General features: G+C 70.0%; 21 protein-coding genes and 1 pseudogene. 14 read left to right on the forward strand and 8 right to left on the reverse strand.

Annotated features, from left to right (window positions below):
* Nucleotides 1–11: 11 nt before the first annotated feature.
* Entirely contained in the window at nt 12–1250 is a 1239-nt protein-coding gene (locus V8J39_RS13785) for a M20 family metallopeptidase (RefSeq protein WP_336461501.1), read from the forward strand.
* Nucleotides 1240–2367 carry a M24 family metallopeptidase gene (locus V8J39_RS13790; protein ID WP_336461502.1) on the forward strand — a complete coding sequence of 376 codons (1128 nt, stop codon included), beginning with the start codon at nt 1240–1242 and terminating at the stop codon, nt 2365–2367. Before V8J39_RS13785 ends, V8J39_RS13790 begins: the two co-directional genes overlap by 11 nt.
* Before the next feature lie 62 nt (nt 2368–2429).
* On the opposite strand, the gene V8J39_RS13795 is transcribed toward V8J39_RS13790, so the two are convergent.
* Together V8J39_RS13795 and V8J39_RS13800 are read right to left on the reverse strand one after the other, a co-directional pair.
* Complete coding sequence (locus V8J39_RS13795) at nt 2430–4442, reverse strand: acyltransferase family protein (protein ID WP_336461503.1); 2013 nt, start codon at nt 4440–4442, stop codon at nt 2430–2432.
* A gap of 237 nt (nt 4443–4679) precedes the next feature.
* Nucleotides 4680–5447 (reverse strand): DeoR/GlpR family DNA-binding transcription regulator, encoded by a 768-nt coding sequence (locus V8J39_RS13800; RefSeq protein ID WP_336461504.1) that lies wholly within the window; start codon nt 5445–5447, stop codon nt 4680–4682.
* Nucleotides 5448–5593: 146 nt separating this feature from the next.
* Here V8J39_RS13800 and phnD point away from each other — a divergent pair, with 146 nt between their 5' ends.
* The 7 genes and pseudogenes from phnD to V8J39_RS23570 all read left to right on the forward strand — a co-directional run.
* Entirely contained in the window at nt 5594–6574 is a 981-nt protein-coding gene (gene phnD, locus V8J39_RS13805; RefSeq protein WP_336461505.1) for a phosphate/phosphite/phosphonate ABC transporter substrate-binding protein, read from the forward strand.
* A gap of 99 nt (nt 6575–6673) precedes the next feature.
* Complete coding sequence (gene phnC / locus V8J39_RS13810; RefSeq protein ID WP_336461506.1) at nt 6674–7468, forward strand: phosphonate ABC transporter ATP-binding protein; 795 nt, start codon at nt 6674–6676, stop codon at nt 7466–7468.
* Complete coding sequence (gene phnE, locus V8J39_RS13815) at nt 7465–8259, forward strand: phosphonate ABC transporter, permease protein PhnE (RefSeq protein ID WP_336461507.1); 795 nt, start codon at nt 7465–7467, stop codon at nt 8257–8259. The genes phnC and phnE (V8J39_RS13815) overlap by 4 nt, the downstream gene beginning before the upstream one ends.
* Nucleotides 8256–9083 carry a phosphonate ABC transporter, permease protein PhnE gene (gene phnE / locus V8J39_RS13820; protein ID WP_336461508.1) on the forward strand — a complete coding sequence of 276 codons (828 nt, stop codon included), beginning with the start codon at nt 8256–8258 and terminating at the stop codon, nt 9081–9083. The genes phnE (V8J39_RS13815) and phnE (V8J39_RS13820) overlap by 4 nt, the downstream gene beginning before the upstream one ends.
* A gap of 2 nt (nt 9084–9085) precedes the next feature.
* Entirely contained in the window at nt 9086–10030 is a 945-nt protein-coding gene (locus V8J39_RS13825) for an HAD-IIA family hydrolase (protein WP_336461509.1), read from the forward strand.
* Between the two features lie 741 nt (nt 10031–10771).
* The gene (locus V8J39_RS13830; protein ID WP_336461510.1) at nt 10772–10900 is read left to right on the forward strand and encodes a hypothetical protein; all 129 of its coding nucleotides are present in this window, start codon (nt 10772–10774) and stop codon (nt 10898–10900) included.
* Between the two features lie 1464 nt (nt 10901–12364).
* Nucleotides 12365–13195: pseudogene (locus tag V8J39_RS23570) on the forward strand (ATP-binding protein); the annotation flags it as partial.
* 279 nt (nt 13196–13474) lie between these two features.
* Here V8J39_RS23570 and V8J39_RS13845 read toward each other — a convergent pair.
* Genes V8J39_RS13845 through V8J39_RS13870 form a run of 6 tightly spaced genes read right to left on the reverse strand, consistent with a single transcriptional unit; the run spans nt 13475 to nt 18538 of the window.
* Nucleotides 13475–14365 carry a MurR/RpiR family transcriptional regulator gene (locus V8J39_RS13845; RefSeq protein WP_336461513.1) on the reverse strand — a complete coding sequence of 297 codons (891 nt, stop codon included), beginning with the start codon at nt 14363–14365 and terminating at the stop codon, nt 13475–13477.
* Nucleotides 14358–15323: an MBL fold metallo-hydrolase gene (locus V8J39_RS13850; RefSeq protein ID WP_336461514.1), complete on the reverse strand. Its 966-nt coding sequence runs from the start codon at nt 15321–15323 to the stop codon at nt 14358–14360. The genes V8J39_RS13845 and V8J39_RS13850 overlap by 8 nt, the downstream gene beginning before the upstream one ends.
* Nucleotides 15310–16260, reverse strand: a complete 951-nt coding sequence (locus V8J39_RS13855) for a phosphoglycerate dehydrogenase (RefSeq protein ID WP_336461515.1) — start codon at nt 16258–16260, stop codon at nt 15310–15312. Before V8J39_RS13855 ends, V8J39_RS13850 begins: the two co-directional genes overlap by 14 nt.
* 3 nt (nt 16261–16263) lie before the next feature.
* The gene (locus tag V8J39_RS13860) at nt 16264–17238 is read right to left on the reverse strand and encodes a shikimate dehydrogenase family protein (protein WP_336461516.1); all 975 of its coding nucleotides are present in this window, start codon (nt 17236–17238) and stop codon (nt 16264–16266) included.
* Nucleotides 17235–17909: a bifunctional 4-hydroxy-2-oxoglutarate aldolase/2-dehydro-3-deoxy-phosphogluconate aldolase gene (eda, locus tag V8J39_RS13865; RefSeq protein ID WP_336461517.1), complete on the reverse strand. Its 675-nt coding sequence runs from the start codon at nt 17907–17909 to the stop codon at nt 17235–17237. Before eda ends, V8J39_RS13860 begins: the two co-directional genes overlap by 4 nt.
* The gene (locus tag V8J39_RS13870) at nt 17906–18538 is read right to left on the reverse strand and encodes a glucose-6-phosphate isomerase (RefSeq protein WP_336461518.1); all 633 of its coding nucleotides are present in this window, start codon (nt 18536–18538) and stop codon (nt 17906–17908) included. Before V8J39_RS13870 ends, eda begins: the two co-directional genes overlap by 4 nt.
* A 226-nt stretch (nt 18539–18764) precedes the next feature.
* Here V8J39_RS13870 and V8J39_RS13875 point away from each other — a divergent pair, with 226 nt between their 5' ends.
* From V8J39_RS13875 to V8J39_RS13895, 5 genes are all read left to right on the forward strand, one after another.
* The gene (locus V8J39_RS13875) at nt 18765–19733 is read left to right on the forward strand and encodes a substrate-binding domain-containing protein (protein WP_336461519.1); all 969 of its coding nucleotides are present in this window, start codon (nt 18765–18767) and stop codon (nt 19731–19733) included.
* 81 nt (nt 19734–19814) lie between these two features.
* Nucleotides 19815–21341 carry a sugar ABC transporter ATP-binding protein gene (locus V8J39_RS13880; RefSeq protein ID WP_336461520.1) on the forward strand — a complete coding sequence of 509 codons (1527 nt, stop codon included), beginning with the start codon at nt 19815–19817 and terminating at the stop codon, nt 21339–21341.
* Nucleotides 21338–22327 (forward strand): ABC transporter permease, encoded by a 990-nt coding sequence (locus V8J39_RS13885; protein WP_336461521.1) that lies wholly within the window; start codon nt 21338–21340, stop codon nt 22325–22327. Before V8J39_RS13880 ends, V8J39_RS13885 begins: the two co-directional genes overlap by 4 nt.
* Nucleotides 22328–22329: 2 nt before the next feature.
* Nucleotides 22330–23883 carry a xylulokinase gene (locus V8J39_RS13890; RefSeq protein ID WP_336461522.1) on the forward strand — a complete coding sequence of 518 codons (1554 nt, stop codon included), beginning with the start codon at nt 22330–22332 and terminating at the stop codon, nt 23881–23883.
* Nucleotides 23880–24647 (forward strand): SDR family NAD(P)-dependent oxidoreductase, encoded by a 768-nt coding sequence (locus V8J39_RS13895; RefSeq protein ID WP_336461523.1) that lies wholly within the window; start codon nt 23880–23882, stop codon nt 24645–24647. The genes V8J39_RS13890 and V8J39_RS13895 overlap by 4 nt, the downstream gene beginning before the upstream one ends.
* Nucleotides 24648–24650 lie beyond the last annotated feature (3 nt).

Raw genomic sequence — 24650 nt, forward strand, 5'->3', positions numbered from 1 at the left:
GGACCCAGACGATGGACCGCACCGCACTGATGGCCAGTGTCGACGACAAGGCCTGCCTCGACTTCGTGTCGATGATGGTCAGGCACAAGACCTATTCCGAGACCGAGGGCGAGACCGTCATGGTCCGCCGCATGGTCGAGGAGATGCGCGCAATCGGCATCGACGCCGATGTCCACGGCTTCGGCGACAAGGGCCGCAGCAACGCGATCGGCACGCTCAAGGGCACCGGCGGCGGCCGCAGCCTGATGTACAACGGCCATGTCGACACCAACCCGGTGACCGAGGGCTGGACCGTCGATCCCTGGGGCGGGCTCGTCGACGACCGGTTCATCTACGGGATCGGCGTGTCGAACATGAAATCCTCGAACGCGGCCTTCTTCTGCGCGGTCCGCGCGCTGCAGGCGGCCGGGGTGAAGCTGAAGGGCGACGTGATCCTGACCTATGTCGTGGGCGAGCTTCAGGGCGGCGTCGGGACCGAGGCCTTCCTGCGCGACGGGATCCGGGCGGACTATTTCATCAACGGCGAGCCGAGCGACCTGGTGGCGGTGACGATGCATGCCGCCGCGCTGAAGTTCCAGATCGAGCTGACCGGTGACACCCGCCACCTGTCCAAGCGCGAGGAGGCGGTCGATGCGCTGGTGGCGGGCTGCGACCTTGTCGGGCGGCTGAACGCGATGACCTTCTCGGGCGCGGCCAGCGACGACCACGCCTCGGTCAACCGCTGCCATGTCGGCGTGTTCAAGGCGGCGCTCGGGCGCGAGCTTGAGGAATGGCGCCCGCCGCAGGTCGCCGACTTCTGCGTGCTGAAGGGATCGTCGCGCTATGCTCCGGGCCAGACCCGCGACAGCGTGCTGGCCGACATGGAGGTCGAGCTTGCATCGCTGCGCGAGCGGTTCCCGGGCCTGAAGACCCGGCTGATCTCGATGGACACGATGGAGGAGAAGGGCCTTGCGCTGATGCCGCCCTACGAGGTGCGCCGCGACAGCCCGATCGTCACCGCGATCAACGCGGCCTACCGGACCGTGCGCGGCGAGGACCAGCCCACCGGGCCGATCACGCCGACCCGCTTCTACGGGTCGGATGCCGGTCACCTCTGCGCGCTCGGCGGGATGGAGGGCATCGTCTGCGGCAGCGGCGGGCGGTACAACACGATGCCGGACGAACGCGTCGACATCGCGGACTACCTCGACCTGATCCGGGTCTACATGCTGACGATCATGGACATCTGCGGCGTCGACGATGCGGCCTGACATCCCTGCCGAATACGCCTGGCGGGTCGCGAAGGCGCAGGCGGCGATGGCCGCGGCCGGCTGCGAGCTGCTGATCCTCGACAGCGGCGAGAGTCTGGCCTGGCTCACCGGCTACAGCGTGTCCGAGACGATGTACCGCGCGGTGTTCCTGCCGCGCGACGGGCTGCCCTGGATCGTGCTGCGCCATCTCGATGCCGGGCCCTGCCGCGAGGGCGGCTGGCTGCGCGACATCATAGGCTATCTCGACACCGACCGCCCCGAGACGGTGATCGCGGCCGAGATCGCGCGGCGCGGCTTCGGCGCGGCCCGGATCGGGGTCGACTTCGCCTCGATCAGCTGGAACCCGGCACGGATGGACCGGCTGGCCGCGGCCCTGCCGGCGGCGGCCTTCGTCAGCCTCGAGGGGCTGACGGACTCGTTGCGCTGGGTGAAATCGGCGGCCGAGATCGGCCATCTCGCGGCGGCCGCGGCCATCGCCGACCGGGCGATGGCCGAGATCGCCGCGGCGGCGCGCCCCGGCACCACCACCCGCGACGCCGCCGCCATCGCCGCCGCCTGCTTCCTGCGCAATGGCGCCGATACCGGCGAGACCGGTCCGATCGTGCTGGGACGCGGCAGCCATGAATTCCTGCACGGGCTGTTCCGCACCGACGCGCTCGCCGCCGGCGACGTGCTGCATGTCGAACTCATCCCCTATGTCGCCCGCTATGGCGCGCGGATGATGCGGCCGGTCGTGATCGGCACGCCGACGCGGCGCCAGCACGAGGTCGCGGCCGCTCTCCTCGCGCTTCAGGATGCCCAGATCGCCGCGATGCGCCCCGGGGCCATCGCCGCCGAGGTCGACGCGATCCTGCGCGAGGGCGTGGTGGCGGCGGGGCTGCGCGACGACTACACCAACGTGACCGCCTATACCCTCGGCCTTTACAGCCGCACGCCGCGCAGCAGCGACTTCTCGCGCGTGTTCCTGCCGGACCAGCACTGGGCGCTGGAGAAGAACATGGTGTTCCACGTCTACACGACGGCCGAGGGCTTGGGCTTTTCGGAGACGGTGGTGGTCACCCCGGACGGCGGGCGTCGCCTGACGCAGACGCGGCGCGGGTTGCTCGTGGCCGGCTGATCGTCGCGGCGGCCGAGAGTGCGGGGACCCTGCCGGGCGCGCACCCGCGCCCGCCGGCAGTCTCAGGACCCGGCGCGGTCGTCCGGCACGTCGGGGCTGTCGCGGCGGATCGCGTCGACAAGGTCCGCGCGGGCACCGAAGGCCTGCGCGCCCATGTCGCTCAGGTGGTCGCCGTCGTTCCAGTAGAGACGGCCGCAGGTGCCGTAGTCGCGCGGGAAGCTGTAGCCGACGACGTCGTTCTGCGACAGGTAGTCGATGCCGGCGGCCGCGGCCTGCGCGTCGAGCGCGGCTTCGAGCCGGGTGAAGGTCTGCACCGTGTCGGGGCGCACCGGCGCGCGGCCGTCGCACAGGCCCGCCACCACCATCTCGAGCGGCACGTGATGTTCCAGCCGCGGCCCCAGCCAGATCGTCGGCACGAAGGCGTCGAGCGAGGCGAGATACTCCGCGACGGCCGCGGTCGCCGCGGCATCGATGCCAAGCCCCGGCACGGCGCGGTCGACCGGGACCGAGGTGAAGGTCTCGCGCGAGGCGGGCTCGTCGTAGCTGGTGAACAGGTAGAAGCCCGCCTGTTCGTAGATCACCATCTCGAACCGGTCGCCATGGTCGCGCAGGTAGTCGTGGATCTGGCGGAAATGGCACTCGGCCCGGCCGTCGTCGTCGCCATCGCCGTCACCATCCTCGCGCGCCGAGGCGACGCGGCAGCCCCCGTCCGCGACGGCGATGACGAAGGGGTCGCGATCCGGCCCGGCCACCATGTCGAACAGGTCCTCGGCATGGCTGTCGCCGATCAGCAGGATCCCCGCGCCATGCCGCGCCGCACAGTCGTCGATGCGATCGCGCAGCGCGGCATCCAGCGCCTTGGCCTTCAGCTGGCAGGCGCCGCCGAAGGCGATGTCGATGCGCTCGGCATCCTCGATCGCGTTCAGAAGCGCCACGCGGTCGGCGCCGTTGCTGCCGATCCAGAGGCTGCGGAACCCCTCGGTCACGCTGGCCGTGACCCCGAACGCAAACGCCAGCACCCCGGCGCCGGCCAGCAGCGCGGCCCGTGCGCGCCGCACCCCGGCCGGGACGCGCGCGACGCGGAACGGCTGTTCGACCCAGGCCCATGTCGCCCAGCCAAGAGCGAGCGTCGCCGCCAGCAGCCCCGCCGTCAGCCACGGCGATGGGGCGCTGTCCTGCGCGAGCCGCGCCAGCGCGAACAGCGGCTGGTGCCAGAGGTAGACGCTGTAGCTGATGATCCCCAGCCAGACGAGCGGGCGCAGCCCGAGCAGCCGGTCGACCAGCGTGCCTTCGCGCCCGAAATGCAGCAGAAGCATGGTGCCCGCCACCGGGATCAGCGTCCAGCCGCTCGGCGAGGGCAGCCGCTCGGAATAGAGCGCCACCGGCAACAGGATCGCCGCAAGACCCGCGGCGCAGGCCGGGCCGGCCAGCCGCGGCCAGCCGCCGCGGGGCAGCCCCGCGCAAAGCGCTCCGGCAAGGAATTCCCAGAGCCGCGAGCCCGAGAAGTAGAAGTTCCGCCCGGCGTTCTCGGTGATCGCCCATTCGCTGAAGCCGAAGCTTGCCACCGCCAGCAGCACGATCACCACCCCCGCGGCACCACGCCCGAAGCGCCGCGCGGCAAGCAGGAGCGGCGGGGCCAGCAAGTAGAACTGCGCCTCGACCGCGAGGCTCCAGGTATGCAGAAGCGGCTGCACCTCGGCCTCCTGGCCGAAATAGCCGAGCTTGCTGAGGAAATAGAAGTTCTGCAGCATCAGCGGCAGCGTGCCCAGGCTTTCGCCGAACTGCCGGAACTGGCCCGGCAGCATGACGATCCAGGCGAAGGGCACCACCGCGAAGGCCACGACGAACAGCGCGGGCAGGATCCGCCGCGCACGCCGCGCGTAGAACTGGCCCAGCCCGAACCGGCCCGTCGCCTGCCCCGCGCCGACCGCCGCCGCGATCAGGTAGCCGCTGAGAACGAAGAAGACGTCGACACCGACATAGCCGCCGTCGAAGCCGCTCACCCCGGCATGGAACAGCACCACCGACAGGACCGCGAGGCCCCGCACTCCGTCCAGGTCACGTCTGTGCGTCACGTCCGCCTACCTTCAAGCGCAGGAAATATCGGGCTGGCCCGAAGGCACCGTCTCGCCGCTCGGCGCAAATGGCAGAGATCGCGGCCCGCCGGCAAGCCCCCCAACGCCAAGGGCGGCATTCCGGTGCCGACGGATCGCCGCAGCCCGGGACCGGGCGGCAGGTTTCCGCCGGCGGCCCTTCGGCCGCCGCGCCCTTCGATCGGGCCGGACCGGGCCTTGCCGGCCCGGGATCGCCCGTCACACGAGGATCGTCGCCCCCCCGGCGCGCATCCCGGCCAGCGTGTCGGGCGCGGGCCAGTCGCTGGTGACCAGCGTGACCCCGGCCGACAGCGCGGCGACGGTGTCCGAATGGGTCATGCCGAACTTGCTGGCATCGGCCAGCACCACCAGCGCGTCGCTCTGGGCATGCATAGCGCGCTTGACGGCGGCAAAGCCGGGCACCGCCTCAGTCACGCCGCGCGGGCCGACGGCCGAGGCGCCGACGAAGGCCGTCGCGGCGTTGAAGCGGCGCAGGTAGTCGATCGTGTCGGTCCCCGTCACCGCGGCCTCGCCGGGCAGCAGGTCGCCGGGGCAGACACGGACCGTGACATCAGCGCCCTGCCCCAGGATCAGCGCGACGTTCAGGCTGTTGGTGATCACCGTGACGCGGATCCCCGCGAAGGCCAGCGCGCGGGCCAGCTGCTGCGTCGTCGACCCGGCGTCGATCATGATCGTGTCGCCGGGCCGGACCAGCTGCAGCGCGCGCCGCGCGATCCGTTCGCGTTCGTCCTTGCGGGCGCGGTTGCGGGTCTCGACGTCGGGGACCCCGTCGGCCGCCATGCCGGTGACCCCGCCGAAGGCCCTGTTGAGTCGTCCCGCCGCCTCGAGTTCCGCGACGTCGCGCCGGATCGTCTCGGTCGCGACGCCGAAGCCCTCGGCCAGGTCGGCGATGCGAAGATGCGATCTAAGCCGCAGCTCCAACAGGATTCTTTCCTGGCGTTCGGTCTTGCGCAGACGCTCGCTCACCCAAGCTCTCCCCAATTCGCACCACCGAATTACAACAGAAATGTAACGTATTCATTGCAATTCGGACATTACGGTGCATGCTTTGTGGAAATTCCCACATTCAGCCGGGGGAGGACCGGCGTGGGATGACCCCCGAGGAGGACCACATGCCCCAGACCCAGCTGATCCGCGGCCTTGCCGCGGGCTCGATCCTTGCGCTTGCCAGCGCCGCCCCCGCCCTTGCCCAGGATTGCGAGCGCGGCACGCTGGACACGATGTTCTGCGACACCGACGGAGACTTGGTGGCGGATGCGCCGGCCGAGGAGCTGCAGGACCCCGGCACGCTGGTCTTCGCCTATACCCCGGTCGAGGACCCGGCGATCTACGAGGACATCTGGGAGCCCTTCATCGCCCATCTCGAGGAGGTCACCGGCAAGGACGTGCAGTTCTTCGCGGTGCAGTCGAACTCGGCCGAGGTCGAGGCGATGCGCTCGGGCCGCCTGCACATCGCGGGCTTCTCGACCGGCCCCACGCCCTTCGCGGTGAACCTCGCGGGGGCGGTGCCCTTCGCGATCATGGGATCGGAGGACGGCGAATTCGGCTACAAGCTGCAGGTCTACACCCGCAAAGACAGCGGGATCGAGACGATGGCGGATCTGAAGGGCAAGCGGGTGGCGCATACCTCGCCGACCTCGAACTCGGGCAACCTCGCGCCGCGCGCGCTGTTCCCCGAGCTGGGCGTCACGCCCGAGAAGGATTACGAGGTGGTCTATTCCGGCTCGCACGACCAGTCGATGCTGGGCGTGGTCGCGGGGGATTACGACGCGGCCCCGGTCGCCTCGGAGGTCGTCGACCGGATGGCCGAACGCGGCCTCTACGACCCCGAAGAGGTGAAGATCGTCTGGGAATCGAAGCCCTTCCCGACCACGTCCTACACCTATGCCCACGACCTTGACCCGGCGCTGGTCGAGAAGATCAAGCAGGCCTTCTTCGACTTCGACTTCACCGGCACCGCGCTGGGCGAGGAATTCGACGGCGTGTCGAAATTCGTGCCGGTCACCTACAAGGACGACTGGGCGGTGATCCGCGACATCCAGGCCGCGAACGGCGTGCAGTACACGCCCGAAGGCCTTGCCGCCGAGAAGTGAGCGGCGCGGACGGGGCCCGGGCCCCGTCTGCCCTTCCTCACCGTCAGCCCCCGACAGCCGCTGTCTGCCGCCCCTGCCTGCCGCACGGAGCCCCCCCGCATGCTCAAGATCACCGACCTCGTGAAACGATACGGCTCGGGCGAGCCGGTCCTGAAGAACCTCAACCTGACGATCGAGGGCGAGAGCGTCGTGTCGATCATCGGCTCGTCCGGGGCCGGCAAGTCGACGCTGTTGCGCTGCATCAACAAGCTGGTCGAACCCACCTCGGGCTCGATCGTGCTGAACGGGGCCGAGCTGACCGGACTGCACGGGCGACCGCTGCGCGAGGCGCGGCGCAAGATCGGGATGGTGTTCCAGGGCTTCAACCTCGTCGACCGGCTGACGGTGATGGAGAACGTCCAGTCGGGGCGGCTGGGCTACATCTCGACCTGGGCCGCGCTGACGCGGCGCTATCCGAAAGAGGACATCCGCCGCGCCTACGAACTGATGGAGCGGGTGGGGATCGCGCATTACGCCGACAAGCGCGCCGACGCGCTCTCGGGCGGCGAGCGGCAGCGCGTCGGGGTGGTGCGCGCGCTGATGCAGCGCCCCGAGATCCTGCTGGCGGACGAGCCGACCGCCTCGCTCGACCCCAAGACCTCGGAGCAGATCATGCAGCTGCTGCGCGACCTGGCCGGAGAGCTGAAGCTGCCGGTGCTGATCAACATCCACAACGTCGCCGAGGCCAAGGAATACACCGACCGGATCGTCGGCATGCGCTATGGCCGGATCATCTTCGACAGCGTGCCCGACGACCTGACACCCGAGGCGATGGACGAGATCTATGCCGGCGTCCCCGCGCGCGACCGCGAGGCCGAGCCGGCCCCGGCCCTGCGCATGGAGGCCGCGACATGACGACCGCGGTGCGCGACAGCTGGCAAAAGCCGCGATTCATCGCCAACCCGGTGCTGCGCTGGGCGGTCTGGCTGGCACTGGCGGCCTATGTGCTGGGCACGCTCGCCTCGCTGCCGATCGACTGGCCGCGCGTCGCGCAGGGCTTCACCCGCGCCGGGCGCATCTTCGGCGGCGCCTTCCCCCCGAGCTTCGAGCGCAGCGGCCTGCTGATCGACGGGTTCCTCGAAAGCCTGAAGATCGCGATCCTGTCGACCTTCGGCGGCGTGATCCTGTCGATCCCGATCGCCTTCATGGCCGCGCGCAACATCGCGCCGCTGCCGGTCTTCTACCTGGGCCGTGCGCTGATCATCGTCGCGCGCAGCTTCCATCCGGTGATCGTCGCGATCCTCTTCGTCAAGGCGGTGGGCTTCGGCCCGCTCGCCGGGGTGCTGACGCTGATCGTCTACTCGGTCGGCTTCGTCGCCAAGATGCTGGCCGAGCGGATCGAGGAGATCGACTTCGGCCAGGTCGAGGCGATGCGCGCGGCCGGCGCGCCCTATCTGTCGACGCTGGCCTACGCGATCATGCCGCAGATCCTGCCGCGCCAGATCGGCCTGTCGATCTACCAGCTCGACAGCAACCTGCGCGCCTCGGCGATGATCGGCATCGTCGGCGCGGGCGGCATCGGCGCCACGCTCGCCAACGCCTTCGGGCGCTACGACTACGATTTCGCGCTGGCGATCACCATCGTCATCGTCGGCGCGATCCTCGTGTCCGAGGCCATCAGCGGCCAGATCAGGAAGCGGATATGACCGACACGCCCCTTTCCGCGCCGCCGCTGCGCACGGCGATTCCCGACCACTGGGACCGCTTCACCCCGCGCCAGCGGCTCGCGCGCTGGGCCGGGCTTCTGGCCGCCGCCATCGCGATCGGCTGGTCGGTCGGCTCGATCGACGTGATCTGGGCCTGGGTCTGGGATGCGCCCCAACAGATGGGCGATCTGTTCGGGCGCATGGTGCCGCCCGACACCACCAACCTCGCGACCATCCTCGCCGTGCTGTGGGAAACGGTGAACATCGCCACGATCGCGACGATCTTCGCGGTCGCCGTCTCTCTGCCCGTGGCCTGGCTTGCCGCGCAGAATACCACCCCGAACCGCGCGACGCTCTGGCTGGGGCGGTTCATCCTGGTCTCGTCGCGGTCGATCAACACCATCATCTGGGCGCTTCTCTTCGTCGCGATCTTCGGTCCCGGCATCGTGGCGGGGATCGTCGCGATCATGCTGCGCTCGATCGGCTTCGTCGGAAAGCTGCTGGGCGAGGCGATCGAGGAGATCGACACCCGCCCGGTCGAGGCGCTGGAGGCGACCGGGGCCAGCCGGATGAAGGTCATCCTCTACGCAATCGTGCCGCAGGTGATGCCGACGTTCTGGGCGGTGACGATCCTGCGCTGGGACATCAACCTGCGCGAGTCGACGGTGCTGGGCCTGGTCGGCGCCGGCGGGATCGGCATCATCCTGCAATCGGCCATCGACACGTTCAAATGGCAGGAGGCGGCGACGGTGCTTCTGTGCATCCTCGCGCTGGTCGTGCTGGGCGAGGTGATCTCGGCCTGGCTGCGCCGGCGGATCCTGTGACCGTGTCCGCCCGCGTCGCCGCCCCCCGCGTGCCGGCCGCAGGGGCGCCGGGTCTGGAGCCGGCCGCGGCCTTCGCGGCCTATCTCGGCATCCGCGGCCGGCTGCCGCCCTGCCCGCGACAGGGGCGCGCCAAGCCCTGCGCCGACCTGTCCGAGGCGGCGCGCGGCCACGACCTCGTGCTGCTCGACGCCTACGGCGTGCTCAACCGCGGCGAAACCGCGATCCCCGGCGCCGCCGCGCGGGTGGCGGCCCTGCGGGCGGCGGGCAAGGCGGTGATGGTGGTGTCGAATTCCGCCGCCTACCCGCGGGCGCACATGATGGCCCGCTGGCGCCGGCTCGGATTCGACTTCACCGACGACGAGGTCGTGTCGAGCCGCGACGCCCTGCTCGCGCGCATCGCCGGCCTGCGCCGGCACTGGGGCGCGATGCTGGACGAGGGGCATGACCTCGGGAACCTGCGCACCCTGTCGCTGCGCCGGCTTGGCGATTGCGCCGCGGATTACGCCGCGGTCGAGGGCTTCCTGCTCATCGGTGCCGGCAACTGGACCGAGCGGCGCCAGTCGCTGCTAGCCGAGGCGCTGCGCGAGGGCGACCGTCCCGTGCTCTGCGGCAATCCCGATCTCGTCGCGCCCCGCGACGCCGGGCTGTCGCTGGAACCCGGCTACTGGGCGCACCGGCTGATGTCCGAGGCCGGCGCGAGGGTCGAGTTTCTCGGCAAGCCCTTCCCCGAGATCTTCGACATGGCGCTGGCCCGGCAACCGGTTCCGGTGGCGCCCGACCGGGTGCTGATGGTCGGCGACACGCTGCACACGGATGTTCTGGGCGGCGCGGCGCGGGGCTTCGCGACCGCGCTGGTGACCGGGCACGGCGCCCTGCGCGAGGTGCCCGCCGACGAGCAGCTGCGCCGCGCGGCGATCCTGCCCGACTTCGTGCTGCCCGCGATCTGAGCCGCGCGGCCGACGATGTCCGGCCGGCTTGCGCGTCGCCGTCGTCAGACCGCGCCCCGTGGGCACCATCAGGATGCGGCACGGCCCCATCATCGCCCCCACGCCTCGGCGCGATCGGGCATCTCGTCGATCCGCGCGCCCGGCAGCAGTTCTCGGCTGGCCGACATGCCGCCAAGGCTCGGCCCCAGCCGCGTCCGGCTGCCGTAGATCACCGAGATGGCCGCGTCAGACGTCCGCTCTGCCCTGTCCGCTTCGATCAGGCTTCGCAGCAGACCGATTAGGCTGCTGTGGGCAAGAGCGGTAGTCGCGGATCAGCACCAGATCAATGCCGCCGCACGATGGCCTTGGTCGCGTTCCGGCCTTGCCAATGCCGTCTCACGACCGCTGATGGCTCTTGTGCCGCCACGGCCGGAGCCCGGTAGACCTGCCTCGTCTTCAGCATGGCCTGAACGAAGCGCGCCATCCTGTCGGTCGATCCCATCCTGACCGACACCGGCAGGTTGGGTGTCGACAGGCTGCCGAGCCATGTGCCCGGCCACATCGCGGCATGGCAGTTTCGTCAGATGGCGGCGCTGTTGGCTCCGATGAACGAAAGCGGCCCCATCAGCCCGGATGTCCACGCAGGCTGTTGCTTTCCAAGCAGAACCGGTCCGGGTTGGCGCCTGAGTTCCAATGCGATTTGACCCATGTGACCCTTCCTCCGAGCGCCGCAAGTGACGGGGGACGAATGGAGTGACCGACATGACATTTTTGGACGTCATGCATGACCTGGCGCTTCGTCAGAAGCTGCCGATCCGGGAGATCGCCCGGTGCACCGGGCTCACGCGGATCGAAGACATGGGCCCCCGTTGGTCCGAGGCCCATGGCTGAGGCATCAAGACATATCTGAGCGCCCACACGATCTGGCGGGAGGTCTCGGTGCCCGAACGTCCGGAAAAATCGATCCCTTCGCCGACACAGTCGCTGGCTGGCCAAAGACCGAGGCCGCGAAGTCACGCAAGCGGCGCCGGCCCGCGACGCATCCGCATGCCGATCTCGTGGCGCCCCGCGACACCGGCGCCTGCAACCGGGGCGCGGCACGTTCGTGCCGCTGGCGTTCCGGCCCGGTGAAGCCTTCCAACTCGACCGGAGCGAAGACCTTGCCATCATCAACAGCGAACGGACGAGCCTGCAGGCCGCGCACACGAAGCGCTTGCACAGCCGCGCCTTCACGGTGCGGGCCTATCCGGCTCGCAGACCCGCGACCTCGGCCATCGGGCCCGGACCGATGGCGCCCGAAGCTTGGATGTTCGACGCCCATTGGCATGCCTTCCGCGCCTTCTGCGGCGTGTCTGACCGGTGGACGCAAGACATCGAGCCATGGTGCCGCCGTCGCCAGTGGCACTCGGACCAGCGGCGCACCACCGGCAACTCCGGGGCCCATGGCGAGGGAAGACTGCGGTGGACCGCATCGGTCGCGGCCAGAAGCGGCAGATCAACATGCGCGTCCTTGTCATGGCCAACCACGAGGTCGTCGAGCCGGAGTTCTGCAATCCCGCGTCCGGCCGGGATCGAGCCGGCGAGGCGCCATCGGTCCGAGCCCGCTCGCGCAGGGGCTGGTCACGGAGAACGTGTGAGCCATGCGCGGCCGCGGCTCCGGCAACCGATACCGAACGTCCCCGACATCGATGGCCTCAATGCCTGACTTGATCGGCGGTGCCGCGAGCTTTCGCAAGAGATGCCGCATGGCCGCCTCCCCGGCACGATCGCGGACGTCTTCGCCGATGGGCAGGCCGCGCTGATGCCGGTACCGCCAGCATTCGATGGCTTCGTCGAGAGACGCAACCGGGCCTAGCTGACCTTCCTGATCAGATACGAGCGCAATCGTGACACGCGTCCCATGCTGCGGGCCTGCGCGGCTCCGCCGGGGACACGGCCCCCGCACCCCCTTGGCCAACCGGCCGGTGAGCCGCAGGATCTACCCGGACCGCCTCGTGATCGTGGCCGAGGGGCAGATCATGTGTGAACACGAGCTCCGGACCGACCGGTCACATCCCCTGCCGCCGCGGGCGATCTACGACTAGGCGCATAACCTGACAGAGTTTCAGCGCAGGCCGGGCGGACTGCGCAGTGAGCGGTGACGGAACCGGGAACGCCCCCTTTGTCGACCTGCCTGACGGCCTCCGTCGGCTGTAGGAGGTTGAAGCGCGTGGGCGGGAATCGGGAGATGGTCGATATCCTCGCCGTCATGGACCGAACGTCGATACCTCAGAGGCATTGCTCCTGCGTCTTGAGCCAAAGGCCGATGTCGGTCGATATGACAAGCCTCGCGCGTGTCCAGCACCGAGGGGCGCCATGCGTCATGATCCCGGCAGCGGCGCCCTCGGCATCATGGTGCGAAGCATGAAGATGTATGGCATGGCCCAGCGGCAACCGATCGCATCGATCAATGCCATGGTATGCCAGTGGTCCGAGGACAATGGCGAGGAGCGCACCGGTACTCAATTGCCTATCCCATGAAGGCCGCGCGCTTCCCGGTCTGCAAGGTCTTGGCTGGCTGTGACTTCGCCGCGGCCGAGGTCAACGAGGCCACGGTCCGGCACATGGGCCGCTGCCCTCGCCGGCGGTCCCGGCCCGGTGGCGACACGCCGGCTCGATCATCGATGGCGCGCGAGACGCGTCGTGCTCATCGGCAGGCCCGGCACCGGCAGGGCCCATATCGCGACAGCGCTCGGCTTCGAGGCGAGCGAGCATCACCGCCGGAAGGTCTGCTTCTTTCTCGACGATCGAACCGGTCAACACGCCCGAGCAGGAGAAGGCCGGGGGCAAGGCGGGGCAGACCGCAGAGAACTTGGCTCGCCCCGCCCCGCTCCTCAGGAAAATGATCCCCAAGGATCACTTTCTGATCTTCATCGATCCGGGACGGGCTGGGGTACCTGCCGTTCAGCGCCTCAGGCGGCGCCACTCTTCCACCTCTCGTGCAAGCTTCACGAGCGCACCAGCGTGGTGATCACCACGAGTCTCATCTTAAGCGAATGGCCAGTCGCCATCGGGCCCGGACCGATGGCGCCTTGATGGCTCACCTTCGGCGACGCCACGATGACCACCGCGCAGCTCGACCGCCTCACCCACAGCTGCCACGTTTTGGAGACCGGAAACGACAGCTTCCGCTTCATGGCCAGCACAGCCACCCCAAGAGGCAGGGCCACACGCCCAGACATGCGTACCAAGCCCATGTGGAACAGGGCGGGATGGCTGGACGTCGCTGTGCCGGACGGCCGCGTCGGGAACTCCGAGAGCGGCAAAATCGACGACGGGGGGCCTGTGGACCTCATGCCGATGGGCCACGCCGCCGCCGGGCCGCAGGCACAGGCCTTCGACGGCGAGCGCCCCCGCCGGTCGTGATGCAGCGCACAGGTGCCCGCGTGCCGGAACGACCCCGGCGCGGGCGGGTGAGCGCATCCGTCAAAAGACCTCGTTCTTGCGCATCTGCGCGAGGTAGCGCTTCATCCGCACCAGTCGCTGGTTGTGGGCGCGACCCAGCCGGCGGGCGACGAGCGTCGACAGGATGTCGACGGTGACCAGCGCCGCGATCCGCGAGGTGGTCGGCGTGAACAGGTCGGTATTGTCCAGCGTCTCGACGTTGATCAGGATGTCGGAATAGTTCGCCAGCGCGGTGTGCTTGTCGCCCGTGATCGAGATCACCTTGGCGCCCTGTTCGCGCGCCAGCCGCGCGAGTTCGACGATCGACATCGTCGCGCCGGTGTTCGAGATCGTGACCGCCACGTCGTTGGGCCGCATCATCGAGGCCGCCATGACCTGCTGGTGGCTGTCGAGCGTGGCATGGGCGGGAATGCCCAGCAGCGGGAATTTCTGCTGGAAATCCTGCGCAACGATCGCCGAGGCGCCGAAACCGAAGATCTCGAGGCTGCGCGCGTTCAGGATCAGGTCGACCGCCGCGTTCATCTGCACGATGTCGAGCTTGTGGCGCGCCCAGTCGAGCGAGGTCATCGTGTAGTCGAAGATCTTGGCCGAGACCTCCTCGGGGGTGTCCTCCTCGTCGATCGCCGACTGCGTGGCGGGCGTGCCGAGCGCGAGGCTCTGCGCGAGCCGGATCTTGAAGTCCTGATAGCCGTCGCAGCCGATGGCGGTGCAGAAGCGGATCACCGTCGGCTGGCTGACCTCGGCGATCTCGGCGGTCTCGGCCACGGTCGCGCTCAGGATGCGGTGCGGGTTTTCCAGCAGCGCGTCGGCGACCTTGCGGTCGGACTTGCGCAGGTCGGCGCGCAGCGTGCGCACGAGTTCGAGCACGTTGCGCGGACTGGCGGTTCCAGTGGTGTGCCCGGCCTCATTCATCGCGCGGTCGTTTCCCGTCATTGTTCCGCCCCGGAAGATAGGTCCGATCCACCCGCGCTGCCATGACACAAAGCGGTGCGGCTTCCAAGGCGGCGCGCTCGACCTCGGCCCGCGGGACGGTGTTGAAGGCGAACATGTCGAAGTGATGGCCGATCATCGCCGGGATGCCCGCGCCGCGCACGAGCGCCACCGCCTCGGCCATGGTCAGGTTTCCCGGCACGCCCGCCGCGGCCAGTTCTGCCCGCCGGCCGTTGACCGGCAGCAGCGCGATCGCCGCCCCGAGCGCGGCGACCTCGGCGAGCTGGCCGGCGAAGGGCACCGTGTCGCCGGAATGGAACACGGTCACGTCGCCCAGCGTGATGCCGTAGCCGAGAAACCGGTGCCGCCCCGCGTCATCCGTCTCGAGCGCTTCATGCGCGGCGCGGACGGCAACGATCCGCAGGCCGGGCATCTCGACCACGCCGCCCGCGTCGATCCCGATGAACCGGTCGGCGCCGATCCCCGCCCGGCCGAGCGCGATCTCGCGGCTGGCCTCGGGGGCGAGCAGCCGCGCGGTGGGGTTGCCGGCCATCAGCTGCGGCAGCGCGCCGGGATCGAGGTGATCGGTGTGGGCGTGGGTCGACACCACCATGTCGACGCAGCGGATCTCGTCGGCGCGCACCGGCGCGGGCATCATCCGCTGGTGATCGAAGGGCTTGCCGCGATACTTCTCGGCCAGACAGTCGGACAGGTAGGGGTCGATCACCACCCGCCGACCGGCGCCGTCGATCACGAAACCCGCCTGCCCCAGCCAGTGGATCCGCAGCGCCGCACCCGGCGGCGCGGCCAGCAGTTCCGCCAGCGGCGCCGAGCGCGGCGCGGCGGTCCAGCCGCCGCCCGCCTCCGCGCCACCTGCACCACCCGCACCGCCTGCCCCGGCGGCGACCTCGTCGCCCAGCCTCAGGTCACTGCGCGGCATGGTCGAACGTCGTCATGGCCAGCGCCGCCAGCAGGTTCTCGACCGCGACCTCGGTCGCGCGCCGCACGCTCGCATCCGTCAGCCCGCCGATATGGCTGGTGGCGATCACCCGGGGATGCGAGGCCAGCCCGCCCGGCGCCGGCGGCTCCGGCTCGAACACGTCGGTGCCGTAGGTTGCCAGCCGGCCGGCATCCAGCGCGGCGATCAGCGCGGCCTCGTCGACGAGACCCGCCCGCGCCGTGTTCACGAGGATCGCGCCCTGCGGCAGCACCCCCAGCGCCGCGCCGTCCAACAGCGGCCGGCCGCCTTCGGGCATCGGGCAGTGCAGCGAGACGATCTCGGCCCGCGACAGCAGCTCGACAAGCCCGACATAGCTCACCCGCCCCGCCAGCGCCCCGAGGTCGGGGCGGAACGGGTCATGGGCGATGACCTCGGCCCCCATCTCGGACAGGACCCGCGCGACCCTGCGCCCGATCGCGCCCATGCCCACGATACCGACGACGGCGCCCTCGATCTCGCGGCCCTTCAGGCGCGGCCACTGCCCTGCGCGAATCCCCATCGCCTCGTCGGGCAGGTGCCGGCAAGCGGCCAGGATCAGCCCCAGGGCCAGCTCGGCGACACCGGTGGCATTGGCGCCCAGCGCGCGGGTGACGCGGATGCCCCGCGCCTCGATCTCGGGCATCGGCAGGCTGTCGGTTCCGGTGCCGTTGCGGCTGATGACCTGCAGGCGGTCGGCGGCGGCGATGACGCTGGCCGAGACCGGCTCGACCCCCGCAAGCCAGCCGTCGATGCCGGGCACGAGCGACAGAAGCTCGGCCTCGCCGGGGGTCTTTCCGGGCGTGCAGAAGACGACCTCGTGCCCGGCATGGCGCAGCCGGTCGAGCGCGGCCGGCGGGTCGGATGTCAGCGAGCGCGGCGTGATCAGGATCCGGGCCATGGGTTACCCCCTTGCCGCGCGCGTGGCGCTGGCGGTCAGACGGTCGATGGTGGCGGCATCGGTGCCGATGGTGATGTCGAAGACCTCGGCGATCACCTGCGTCCAGCCGTGGATGAAATAGGTCCAGCCATCGACGATGGTCAGGCCGCGGGCCGAGGCCTGCGCCCGCGCCTGGTCGAGGAACACGAGATCGCCGCGGTAGTTCAGGTCCCAGACCACCGCGTCGCGCGGGAAGGCCGGGGACGCCAGCGGCGAGCCGGGCGCATCCTTGCCAAGCCCCGTCGCGTTGATCACGAGCGAGCCGGGCCGAAGCCCCGGCAACACCGCGTCGTTGTCGGCCGGCGTCGGCGCGAGGACGTAATCGACCGGCACGTCGCTGTCGATCTGGGCATGCACGTGGCGGATTTCGTCCAGGCGCGGCGCGGAGCGGTTCGACACCACGATCCGCGCCGGCACGTCGGCGCCGCGCGCACGGCGCATCAGGTGCCAGGTCAGCGCGATGGTCGATCCCCCCGCCCCGATCGAGAACACCTCGGCCCCGGTGCGGGCGAAATAGTCGGGGCCGAGGAAGCCGTCGATCGACAGCCCCGACGAGATCGGGTCCTTCGCGTGGCAGACCAGCCGGCCGTCGCGCTTCGAGATGCACGACGTCTCGCCCATCAGCCGCGCGAGCGGGTCGATCACGTCGAACAGGTCCCGGCAGGCCTCGAAGAGATCGATCTTGTGCGTCGTCACCAGCGCGCCGGCCGACAGCGGATCGTCGCGGATGAACTCGACCGCCGCACGGTAGGCGGCAGGGTCGGCATGCAGCGGGAAATCGATGCCGTGGATCTCGACATCGCCAAGGCCAAGCTCCTCGGCCCAGGCCGGGAACACCTTCATGATCGAGCTTTTGGCGGTGGTGACGCCGATGAAATAGAGCGTGGGCTTGCGCGCCGGCGGATAGGGCGGCGCGAGGGCGCGGGGCATCTCGGTCATGCGATCACCCCCTCGGGGCGCAGGGCGCGGGCCCGGGCCACGGCGTCGCGCGCCTTGGCGGCGATGCCGGACCAGTCGCCCGCGCGCATGTCCTCGGGCTTGGCGATCCAGGTCCCGCCGACGGCGGCGATCTGCGGCAGCGCGAGCCAGTCCTTCATCGTCTCGGGCGTCACGCCGCCGGTCGGGATGAAACGCAGCCCGAGATGCGCGAAGGGGGCCGAGATGTTCTTGAGCATCGACGGGCCGCCCGCGGGCGTGGCGGGGAAGAACTTCATCAGCCGGCAGCCCCGGGCCGCGGCAAGCGAGATGTCCGAGGGAGTCATGATCCCCGGCGCGAAGGGCAGGCCCGCCTCGTCGGCGGCCAGCACGACCTCGGGGTCGAAGCCGGGGGCAAGGCCGAAGGTGGCCCCCGCCTGCAGCGCCCGCGTGACCTGGTCGGGGTTCAGGATCGTCCCCGCGCCCAGCAGCAGCTCGGGCCGCCGGTCGTGCAGCACCGCCATCACGTCGGCGGCGGCCTCGGTGCGGAAGGTGACCTCGGCCACCGACAGCCCGCCCTCGAGCAGCGCGTCGGCCATCGGCACCGCATGCTCGACCTTCTCGATCGCGATCACCGGCACCACGCCGATGGCCGCCACCCGCTCGAACACCTGGGTTTCGGGTCCCGCCGTCATGCCGCCACCTCCTCGCCGACGATCTGCGCGACCTCTTGCGCGGTGCGCGGGCGCCAGGCCGGATTGTCCTCGGCCACCCAGCCGCCGTTGCCGTCGTCCATCACCCGCACGCGCATCCCGCCCGAGCGTTCGATGATTCCGTAGTCCTGGCCCGAATCCGCCGGGTAGGCGAACAGCATCACCAGGTCCTCGGTGCCGAGGTTGACCGAGCGGTGGATCCAGTAGGGCGGCACGTAGCAGATCTGGCCCGCCTGCATCTCGACCAGCCGCACGTCGCCCTCGGGGCTTTCCATCTGCATCAGCCCGCGACCGGCCAGCGCGTAGTAAACTTCCGGGCGGTCGCCCCGCGCGTGGATGTGGCCGCGGGTCAGGTAGTATTCGCGCCCGACCTTGCCGGGCTCCATCCGGGTCACGCCGGTGATGATGTCCGACGTCTTGCCCCCGGGCGTGTAGGACGTCACCTCATAGGCGACCTCGCCCGCCTTCTCGGCCAGGATCGCGGCAAAGGCCGCGGAATCGGCGTAAAGCCCCTCCAGATCGCTGTAGTGCTTGCGATAATGGCCGTCGCCGCCCCTGAGCAGCCCGTCCGGGATCGACACGTCGCAGAGACGCGGTTCCGCAAATTTCATGATATCCTCCCTCAAGGCGTAGCACAGCTACCCTTTCAGCCCGAAACTACGGGTCAGTTTGCGAGGTGGCAAGTCATATTCTGTAATTTTAGTACCGAACAGGCAATCAAACCCATTGACGCGCCGATGTGCCGGCCCTAGCCTCCATCCCGAGCCAGCGTCGACGACGCCCGACGGACCCGATCCGCGGACTGCGCCGACGGCCGGTTCCTTTAGGGAGGAAGACATGAAAACCAGAACGATTGCCGGGGCCCTTGCGGCTGCCACGGCCCTGACAGCTGCGGCCTCTGCCCAGGCGGCGGACTGCTCGGTCGGAATTTCGATGTACACGCTCGGCGCGCCCTATTTCGCGGCGCAGGAGGTCGCGGCGCGCGAGGCCGCCACCGCCGCCGGCTGCGAGGTCCGCACCGCCGACGGCCAGAACGACATGGTCAAGCAGATCGGCGACATCGAGGACATGGTCGCTGCCGGCGTCAACGTGCTGATCGTCAACCCGCGGGACTCGCTGGGCCTGGTGCCCGCCGTCGACGCGGCGACCGCGCAGGGCGTGCATGTCGTCGCGATGGACTCGATGCTCGACCCCTCCGCCGACTTCATCACCAACGTCTCGGCCTCGAACGAGGCGAACGGCAAGCTGGTCGGCGAATGGCTGGCCAAGCAGACCAACGGCGAGCCGATCAAGATCGCGCTGCTGTCGGGGTCGCAGGGCAATGTCGTCGGCCAGGCGCGCCGGATGGGCGTTCTGGCCGGTCTCGTCGATGCGCAGCTGAACAACTACGGCCACGCCGGCTACGAGATCGTCGGCCAGGGCTGGGGCAACTGGGCGACCGAGGGCGGCCTGACGGCGATGGAGGATCTGCTGACCGCGCATCCCGACATCGACGTCGTGCTGGGCGAGAACGACTCGATGGTCATCGGCGCGCGCGAGGCGCTGAAGGCCGCGAACCGGCTGGACGGCGTGCTGCTGGTCGCGGCCGCGGACGGCCAGAAGGAAGCCTACGAGATGATCAAGAACGGCGAGTACGGCGCGACCGGGCTCAACGATCCGAAGGCGCTCGCCGAGCTTGCGGTGAAGATCGGGCTCGACACGCTTGCCGGGACGCAGGAACCGCTGACCAAGTTCACCTTCACCGATCCGGCGGTGGTGACGAAGGACAACGTGGACAAGTACTACAACGACAAGTCGCTGTTCTGAGCCCAGCACAGGGCCGGTGTCGCGCGGGCGAGGAGGCCCGCGCGACACCGGTCGCGACAGGCACGACCGGGAGGGGCGCGCGTGACGGCACTGATCGAACTTCAGGCCATTTCCAAGAATTTCTCGGGCATCCACGCCCTGCGCGAGGTCGATTTCGACCTGAACGCGGGCGAGGTCCATGCCCTGGTCGGCGAGAACGGCGCGGGGAAGTCGACGCTGATGCGCGTGCTGGGCGGCGAGATGCGCCCGAGCGGCGGGCGGCAGCTGATCGAGGGCGAGGAGATCCGCCTGGCCGGGCCGACCGACGCGATCCGCCGCGGCATCGCGGTGATTCACCAGGAGATGGCGCTGGCCCCGGACCTGACGGTGGCCGAGAACATCTTCCTTGGCCAGTTGCCCGCGCAGATCAACTGGTCGCGGCTGAACGAGCGGGCCCGCAAGCTGATCGAGCGGCTGGGCTTCGCGATCTCGCCCCGCGCCGAGGTCTCGAGCCTGCCGGTCGCGCACCAGCAGGTCGTCGAGATCGCCAAGGCGCTGTCGCGCGATGTCAAGGCGATCGTCTTCGACGAGCCGACGGCGGTGCTGTCGACCGGCGATGCGACGCGGCTGCTGCAGATCATCCGCGACCTGCGCGCCGACGGCGTGGGCGTTGTCTACATCTCGCACCGGCTTGACGAGATCTACGCCATCTCGGACCGGATCACCGTGATGAAGGACGGCCGCCGGGTCGGCACCGTGACACCGGCCGAAGTGCCGGTGCAGGACCTGATCCCGATGATGGTCGGCCGCCCGCTGTCGCAGCTGTTCGGCGACAAGCCCGAGACGACGATCGGCGACGAGATCCTGCGCGTCGACGGGATGTGCCTGCCCAACGGCGTGCGCGACGTCAGCTTCGCGATCCGCGCCGGCGAGGTCGTGGGCCTTGGCGGCCTCGTGGGCTCGGGCCGGACCGAGGTCGCGCGCGCGATCTTCGGCGCCGACCCGGTCAGCGCGGGGAAGATGGTGCTGAAGGGCCGGCCCTACAGCCCCCGCACGCCCAAGCAGGCCGTGCGGCGCGGCGTGGGCCTCGTGCCCGAGGACCGCAAGGGCCAGGGCGTGGTGCTGGACATGGCGATCGCGAAGAACGCGACCATGGCCAACAGCGCCCGGGTGACCACCGCCGGGTTCTTCCGCCCCGATGCCGAGGCCTCGCTGGTGCAGGAGCTGATCCGCTCGCTGCGCATCAAGCTCGGCTCGATGCACGACCCGGTCTCCTCGCTCTCGGGCGGGAACCAGCAGAAGGTCGTGCTCGCCAAGTGGTTCAACGCGAATCCCGACCTCGTGATCCTCGACGAGCCGACCCGCGGCGTCGACGTCGGCGCCAAGACCGAGATCTATTCGCTGATCCATCGCCTCGCCTCCGAGGGCAAGGCGGTGATCGTCATCTCCTCGGAACACGCAGAGCTGTTCGGCCTGTGCGACCGCGTTCTCGTCATGGGCGAGGGCGAGTTGCGCGGCGAGCTGCAGCCGCAGGATTTCGAGGAAGAGAAGCTGCTCGCGCTGTCGATGATGCGCCAGTCGCAGCCCGGAACTGTCAGGCCCCAGACGGCCAGGGAGACACACGCATGACCGAAGCCACCGCCACCAACCCCGAGCCCGCCTCGCCCGCGCGCCGCTTCGACTTCATGAAGGCGTTCCACACCTATGGAACCTTCGTGATCTTCCTGATCCTGCTGGTCGTCGCCGCCGCGCAGTCGGACGCCTTCCTGTCGGAACGCAACGCGATGAACGTGCTGCGCCAGATGTCCGGCATCGGGATCATGGCGATCGGCATGCTGTTCGTGATCCTGACCCGGGGCATCGACCTGTCGGTGGGCTCGATCGCGGCGCTGGGATCGGTGTCCTCGGCGATCCTGCTCAGGGAATACCCCCTGCCCGTCGGCATCGCGATGGTGGTGGGGATCGGCGCGGCCTGCGGCCTTCTGTCGGGCATCTTCATCGCCTTCTTCCGCCTGCCCGCCTTCGTCATCACGCTCGCGATGATGACCGCCGCCCGCGGCTTCGCCCTGATCCTGTCGAACGGCCAGCCGATCACCCTCGGCGCGCCCGGCAAGGCGCTGTCAAGCTTCGGCACCTCGTTCACCTTCGGCTTCCCCAACCCGGCGCTGCTGATGTTCGCGCTGTTCCTGATCGCGCTCGTGGTGCTGAACTTCTCGCGCTTCGGGCGGCTGGTGAAGGCCATCGGCTCGAACGAGGAGGCGGTGCGCCTCTCGGGCATCTCGGTGCCGTGGTACGTGCTGTCGGTCTACGTCATCTCGGGCGCGCTGGCGGCGGTGGCGGGGGTCATCATCACCTCGCGCTCGGGCGTCGGGTCGGCCAGCGTCGGCGAGGGCAACGAGCTTGACGTGATCGCGGCCGTGGTCATCGGCGGCGCAAGCCTGATGGGCGGACGCGGCGGCGTGGTGAACACCTTCCTCGGGGTGATGATCCTGGGCGTGATCGGCAACATCATGAACCTCGCGGGCGTGCCGGGCTATCACCAGCAGGTCTACCTGGGGGTCATCATCGTCATCGCCGTGGTGCTGCAGAACGGCTCCACCCTGCTGCGCCGCTGATCATGGACGGCAAGACCATGGACTGCACCATCGCCATCGACATCGGCACCGGGTCGACCCGTGCCGCGCTGATGGGACCGGATGCGCGGGTGCTGGCGCTCGCGGTGCGGGAATACCAGCAGATCGTGCCCGCCTTCGGCTGGTCCGAGCAGCGCCCGGCCGACTGGTGGTCGGCCGCCGCCGCCGCCCTGCGCGAGGTGACCGCGGCGGCCCGCGCCGCGGGCCACACCATCGCCGCCGTCGCCGCCTGCGGCCAGATGCACGGCACGGTGCTGGTCGACGAGGCCGGCGCCGCCGCACGCGAGACCGTGCCGCTTTGGAACGACAAGCGCACGCTCGACTATGTGCGCGCCTTCGAGGCGCGGGAAGACCTCGCCGAGTGGCTGCCGGCCACGGCCAACCCGCCCACCCCCGCCTGGCCCGCCTTCAAGCAGCAGTGGCTGCGCGACCACGATCCCGCCGCCTGGGCCCGGACCCGGACGGTGATGATGCCCAAGGACTGGGTGAACCTTCGGCTGACCGGCGCGCGCGCGATGGACTGGACCGAGGCGGCGTGCTCTTTCCTCATGGACCCCGCGACCGGCGACTGGTCGCCGCGGATCTTCGACCGGCTCGGGCTCGACATCACCCGGATGCCGCCGATCCGGCTTCCGACCGAGATCGTGGGCCGGGTCACGGCCGAGGCCGCGCGCGAGACCGGGCTGTCGCAGGGCACGCCGGTCCTGTGCGGCGGCGGCGACTATCCGGTCGCGCTGCTGGGATCGGGCGTCTGCCGGCCGGGCCTCGCCTCCGAGGTCGCCGGGACATCGGCGATCCTGACCCTGGTCGCGAAGGCACCGCTGCTGGACCCCGAGATCAGCAACGTCGGCACGGCCGAGGGCAACTGGGGCGGGTTCGTGCTGCTGGAAAGCGGCGGCGACGCCGCGCGCTGGGCCCGCCGCGCCTTCCATGGCAACGCGCTGTCCTATGCCGAGATCCTCGACCAGGCGGCCGAGGCGCCGGCCGGGTCGCGCAGCCTGCTGTTCCTGCCCTATCTGGTCGGCGAACGGCTGGGCGCGCATCGCAACTCGCGCGCGCAGTTCTTCGGGCTGACCGCCCGGCACGGCCTGCCCGAGATGCACCGCGCGGTGCTCGAGGGCGTGGGTTTCGCGGTCAACCGCCACCTCGCGGTGATGGAACGCGCGACCGGCACCCGGCCCGAGGCGCTGATCGCCTCGGGTGGCGGCGCCAAGGCCGACCTGTGGCTGAAGATCAAGGCCAGCATCTACGACCGCCCGATCCTGATCCCGGAAGAGGCCGAATGCGGCCTCGTCGGCTGCGCGATCCTGGCCGCGGTCGCGACCGGTGCCGCGCGCGACGTGGCCGAGGCCGCCGGCCGGCTGGTGCGCCACGGCCGCGAGATCCGCCCCGATCCGGCCTGGGCCGACACCTACGCCCGCATGCAGCCGGTCTTCGACCGCCTCTATGCCTCGGCCCAGACCTTCTACGACGACCTCGACGCGCTCGACGCCGCGCAGGCGCCGACGCCGGCGCATCCCCACCGGAGAACCGCATGACCCCCTATCTCGACCGCTTCCGCCTGGCCGGGCAGACCGCCCTCGTCACCGGGGGCGCCCGCGGCATCGGCCTTGCCACCTGCGAGGCGCTGGCCGAGGCCGGCGCGGCGGTGATCCTCACCGACCGGGACCTCGCCACGGCCGAAGCCTCGGCCGAGGCCCTGCGGGCCAAGGGCCACGACGTGACCGCCGCCGGGCTCGAGGTGACCAGCTCGGCCGCGGTCGAGGCCCTCGCCGCGCGCTATCCGCAGATCGACGTGCTGGTGAACAACGCCGGCATCGCCCGGTCGAACGAACCGGCCGAGACCATGTCGGACGATGTCTGGTCGAGCGTCATCGACATCAACCTCAACGGCCTGTTCTGGTGCTGCCGCGCCTTCGGGGCGCGGATGCTGCAGCGCGGATCTGGCAGCATCGTCAACGTCGGCTCGATGTCGGGCTTCATCGTCAACCGCCCGCAGGAACAGGCGCAGTACAACGCCTCGAAGGCGGCGGTGCACCAGCTGACGCGGTCGCTCGCCGCCGAATGGGCCGCGCGGGGCGTGCGGGTGAATGCCGTGGCGCCCACCTACATCGCGACCGAGATGAACAACTACGTCTACGACGACCCCGAGCTGATGCGCCACTGGGTCGGCGGCACCCCGCAAAACCGCATGGGCCGGCCCGACGAGGTCGCCGCGGTGATCCTGTTCCTCGCGTCCGAGGCCGCGAGCCTGATGACCGGGTCCATCGTGCTGGCCGATGGCGGCTATACCTGCTGGTGAGGA

This window comes from Frigidibacter sp. MR17.24 (genome assembly GCF_037095655.1).
Classification (GTDB): Bacteria; Pseudomonadota; Alphaproteobacteria; order Rhodobacterales; family Rhodobacteraceae; genus Frigidibacter.

Bases quoted from the DNA above. Each gene is read 5' to 3' on its own strand.
- V8J39_RS13845 (WP_336461513.1), bottom strand. From the start codon at position 14,365: ATGAATGAGGCCGGGCACACCACTGGAACCGCCAGTCCGCGCAACGTG.
- V8J39_RS13870 (WP_336461518.1), bottom strand. From the start codon at position 18,538: ATGAAATTTGCGGAACCGCGTCTCTGCGACGTGTCGATCCCGGACGGG.
- phnD (WP_336461505.1), top strand. From the start codon at position 5,594: ATGCCCCAGACCCAGCTGATCCGCGGCCTTGCCGCGGGCTCGATCCTT.
- V8J39_RS13885 (WP_336461521.1), top strand. From the start codon at position 21,338: ATGACCGAAGCCACCGCCACCAACCCCGAGCCCGCCTCGCCCGCGCGC.
- V8J39_RS13830 (WP_336461510.1), top strand. From the start codon at position 10,772: ATGACATTTTTGGACGTCATGCATGACCTGGCGCTTCGTCAGAAGCTG.
- V8J39_RS13790 (WP_336461502.1), top strand. From the start codon at position 1,240: ATGCGGCCTGACATCCCTGCCGAATACGCCTGGCGGGTCGCGAAGGCG.
- V8J39_RS13895 (WP_336461523.1), top strand. From the start codon at position 23,880: ATGACCCCCTATCTCGACCGCTTCCGCCTGGCCGGGCAGACCGCCCTC.
- V8J39_RS13875 (WP_336461519.1), top strand. From the start codon at position 18,765: ATGAAAACCAGAACGATTGCCGGGGCCCTTGCGGCTGCCACGGCCCTG.
- V8J39_RS13785 (WP_336461501.1), top strand. From the start codon at position 12: ATGGACCGCACCGCACTGATGGCCAGTGTCGACGACAAGGCCTGCCTC.
- V8J39_RS13855 (WP_336461515.1), bottom strand. From the start codon at position 16,260: ATGGCCCGGATCCTGATCACGCCGCGCTCGCTGACATCCGACCCGCCG.
- V8J39_RS13860 (WP_336461516.1), bottom strand. From the start codon at position 17,238: ATGACCGAGATGCCCCGCGCCCTCGCGCCGCCCTATCCGCCGGCGCGC.
- phnC (WP_336461506.1), top strand. From the start codon at position 6,674: ATGCTCAAGATCACCGACCTCGTGAAACGATACGGCTCGGGCGAGCCG.
- V8J39_RS13890 (WP_336461522.1), top strand. From the start codon at position 22,330: ATGGACGGCAAGACCATGGACTGCACCATCGCCATCGACATCGGCACC.
- phnE (WP_336461508.1), top strand. From the start codon at position 8,256: ATGACCGACACGCCCCTTTCCGCGCCGCCGCTGCGCACGGCGATTCCC.
- V8J39_RS13850 (WP_336461514.1), bottom strand. From the start codon at position 15,323: ATGCCGCGCAGTGACCTGAGGCTGGGCGACGAGGTCGCCGCCGGGGCA.
- phnE (WP_336461507.1), top strand. From the start codon at position 7,465: ATGACGACCGCGGTGCGCGACAGCTGGCAAAAGCCGCGATTCATCGCC.
- eda (WP_336461517.1), bottom strand. From the start codon at position 17,909: ATGACGGCGGGACCCGAAACCCAGGTGTTCGAGCGGGTGGCGGCCATC.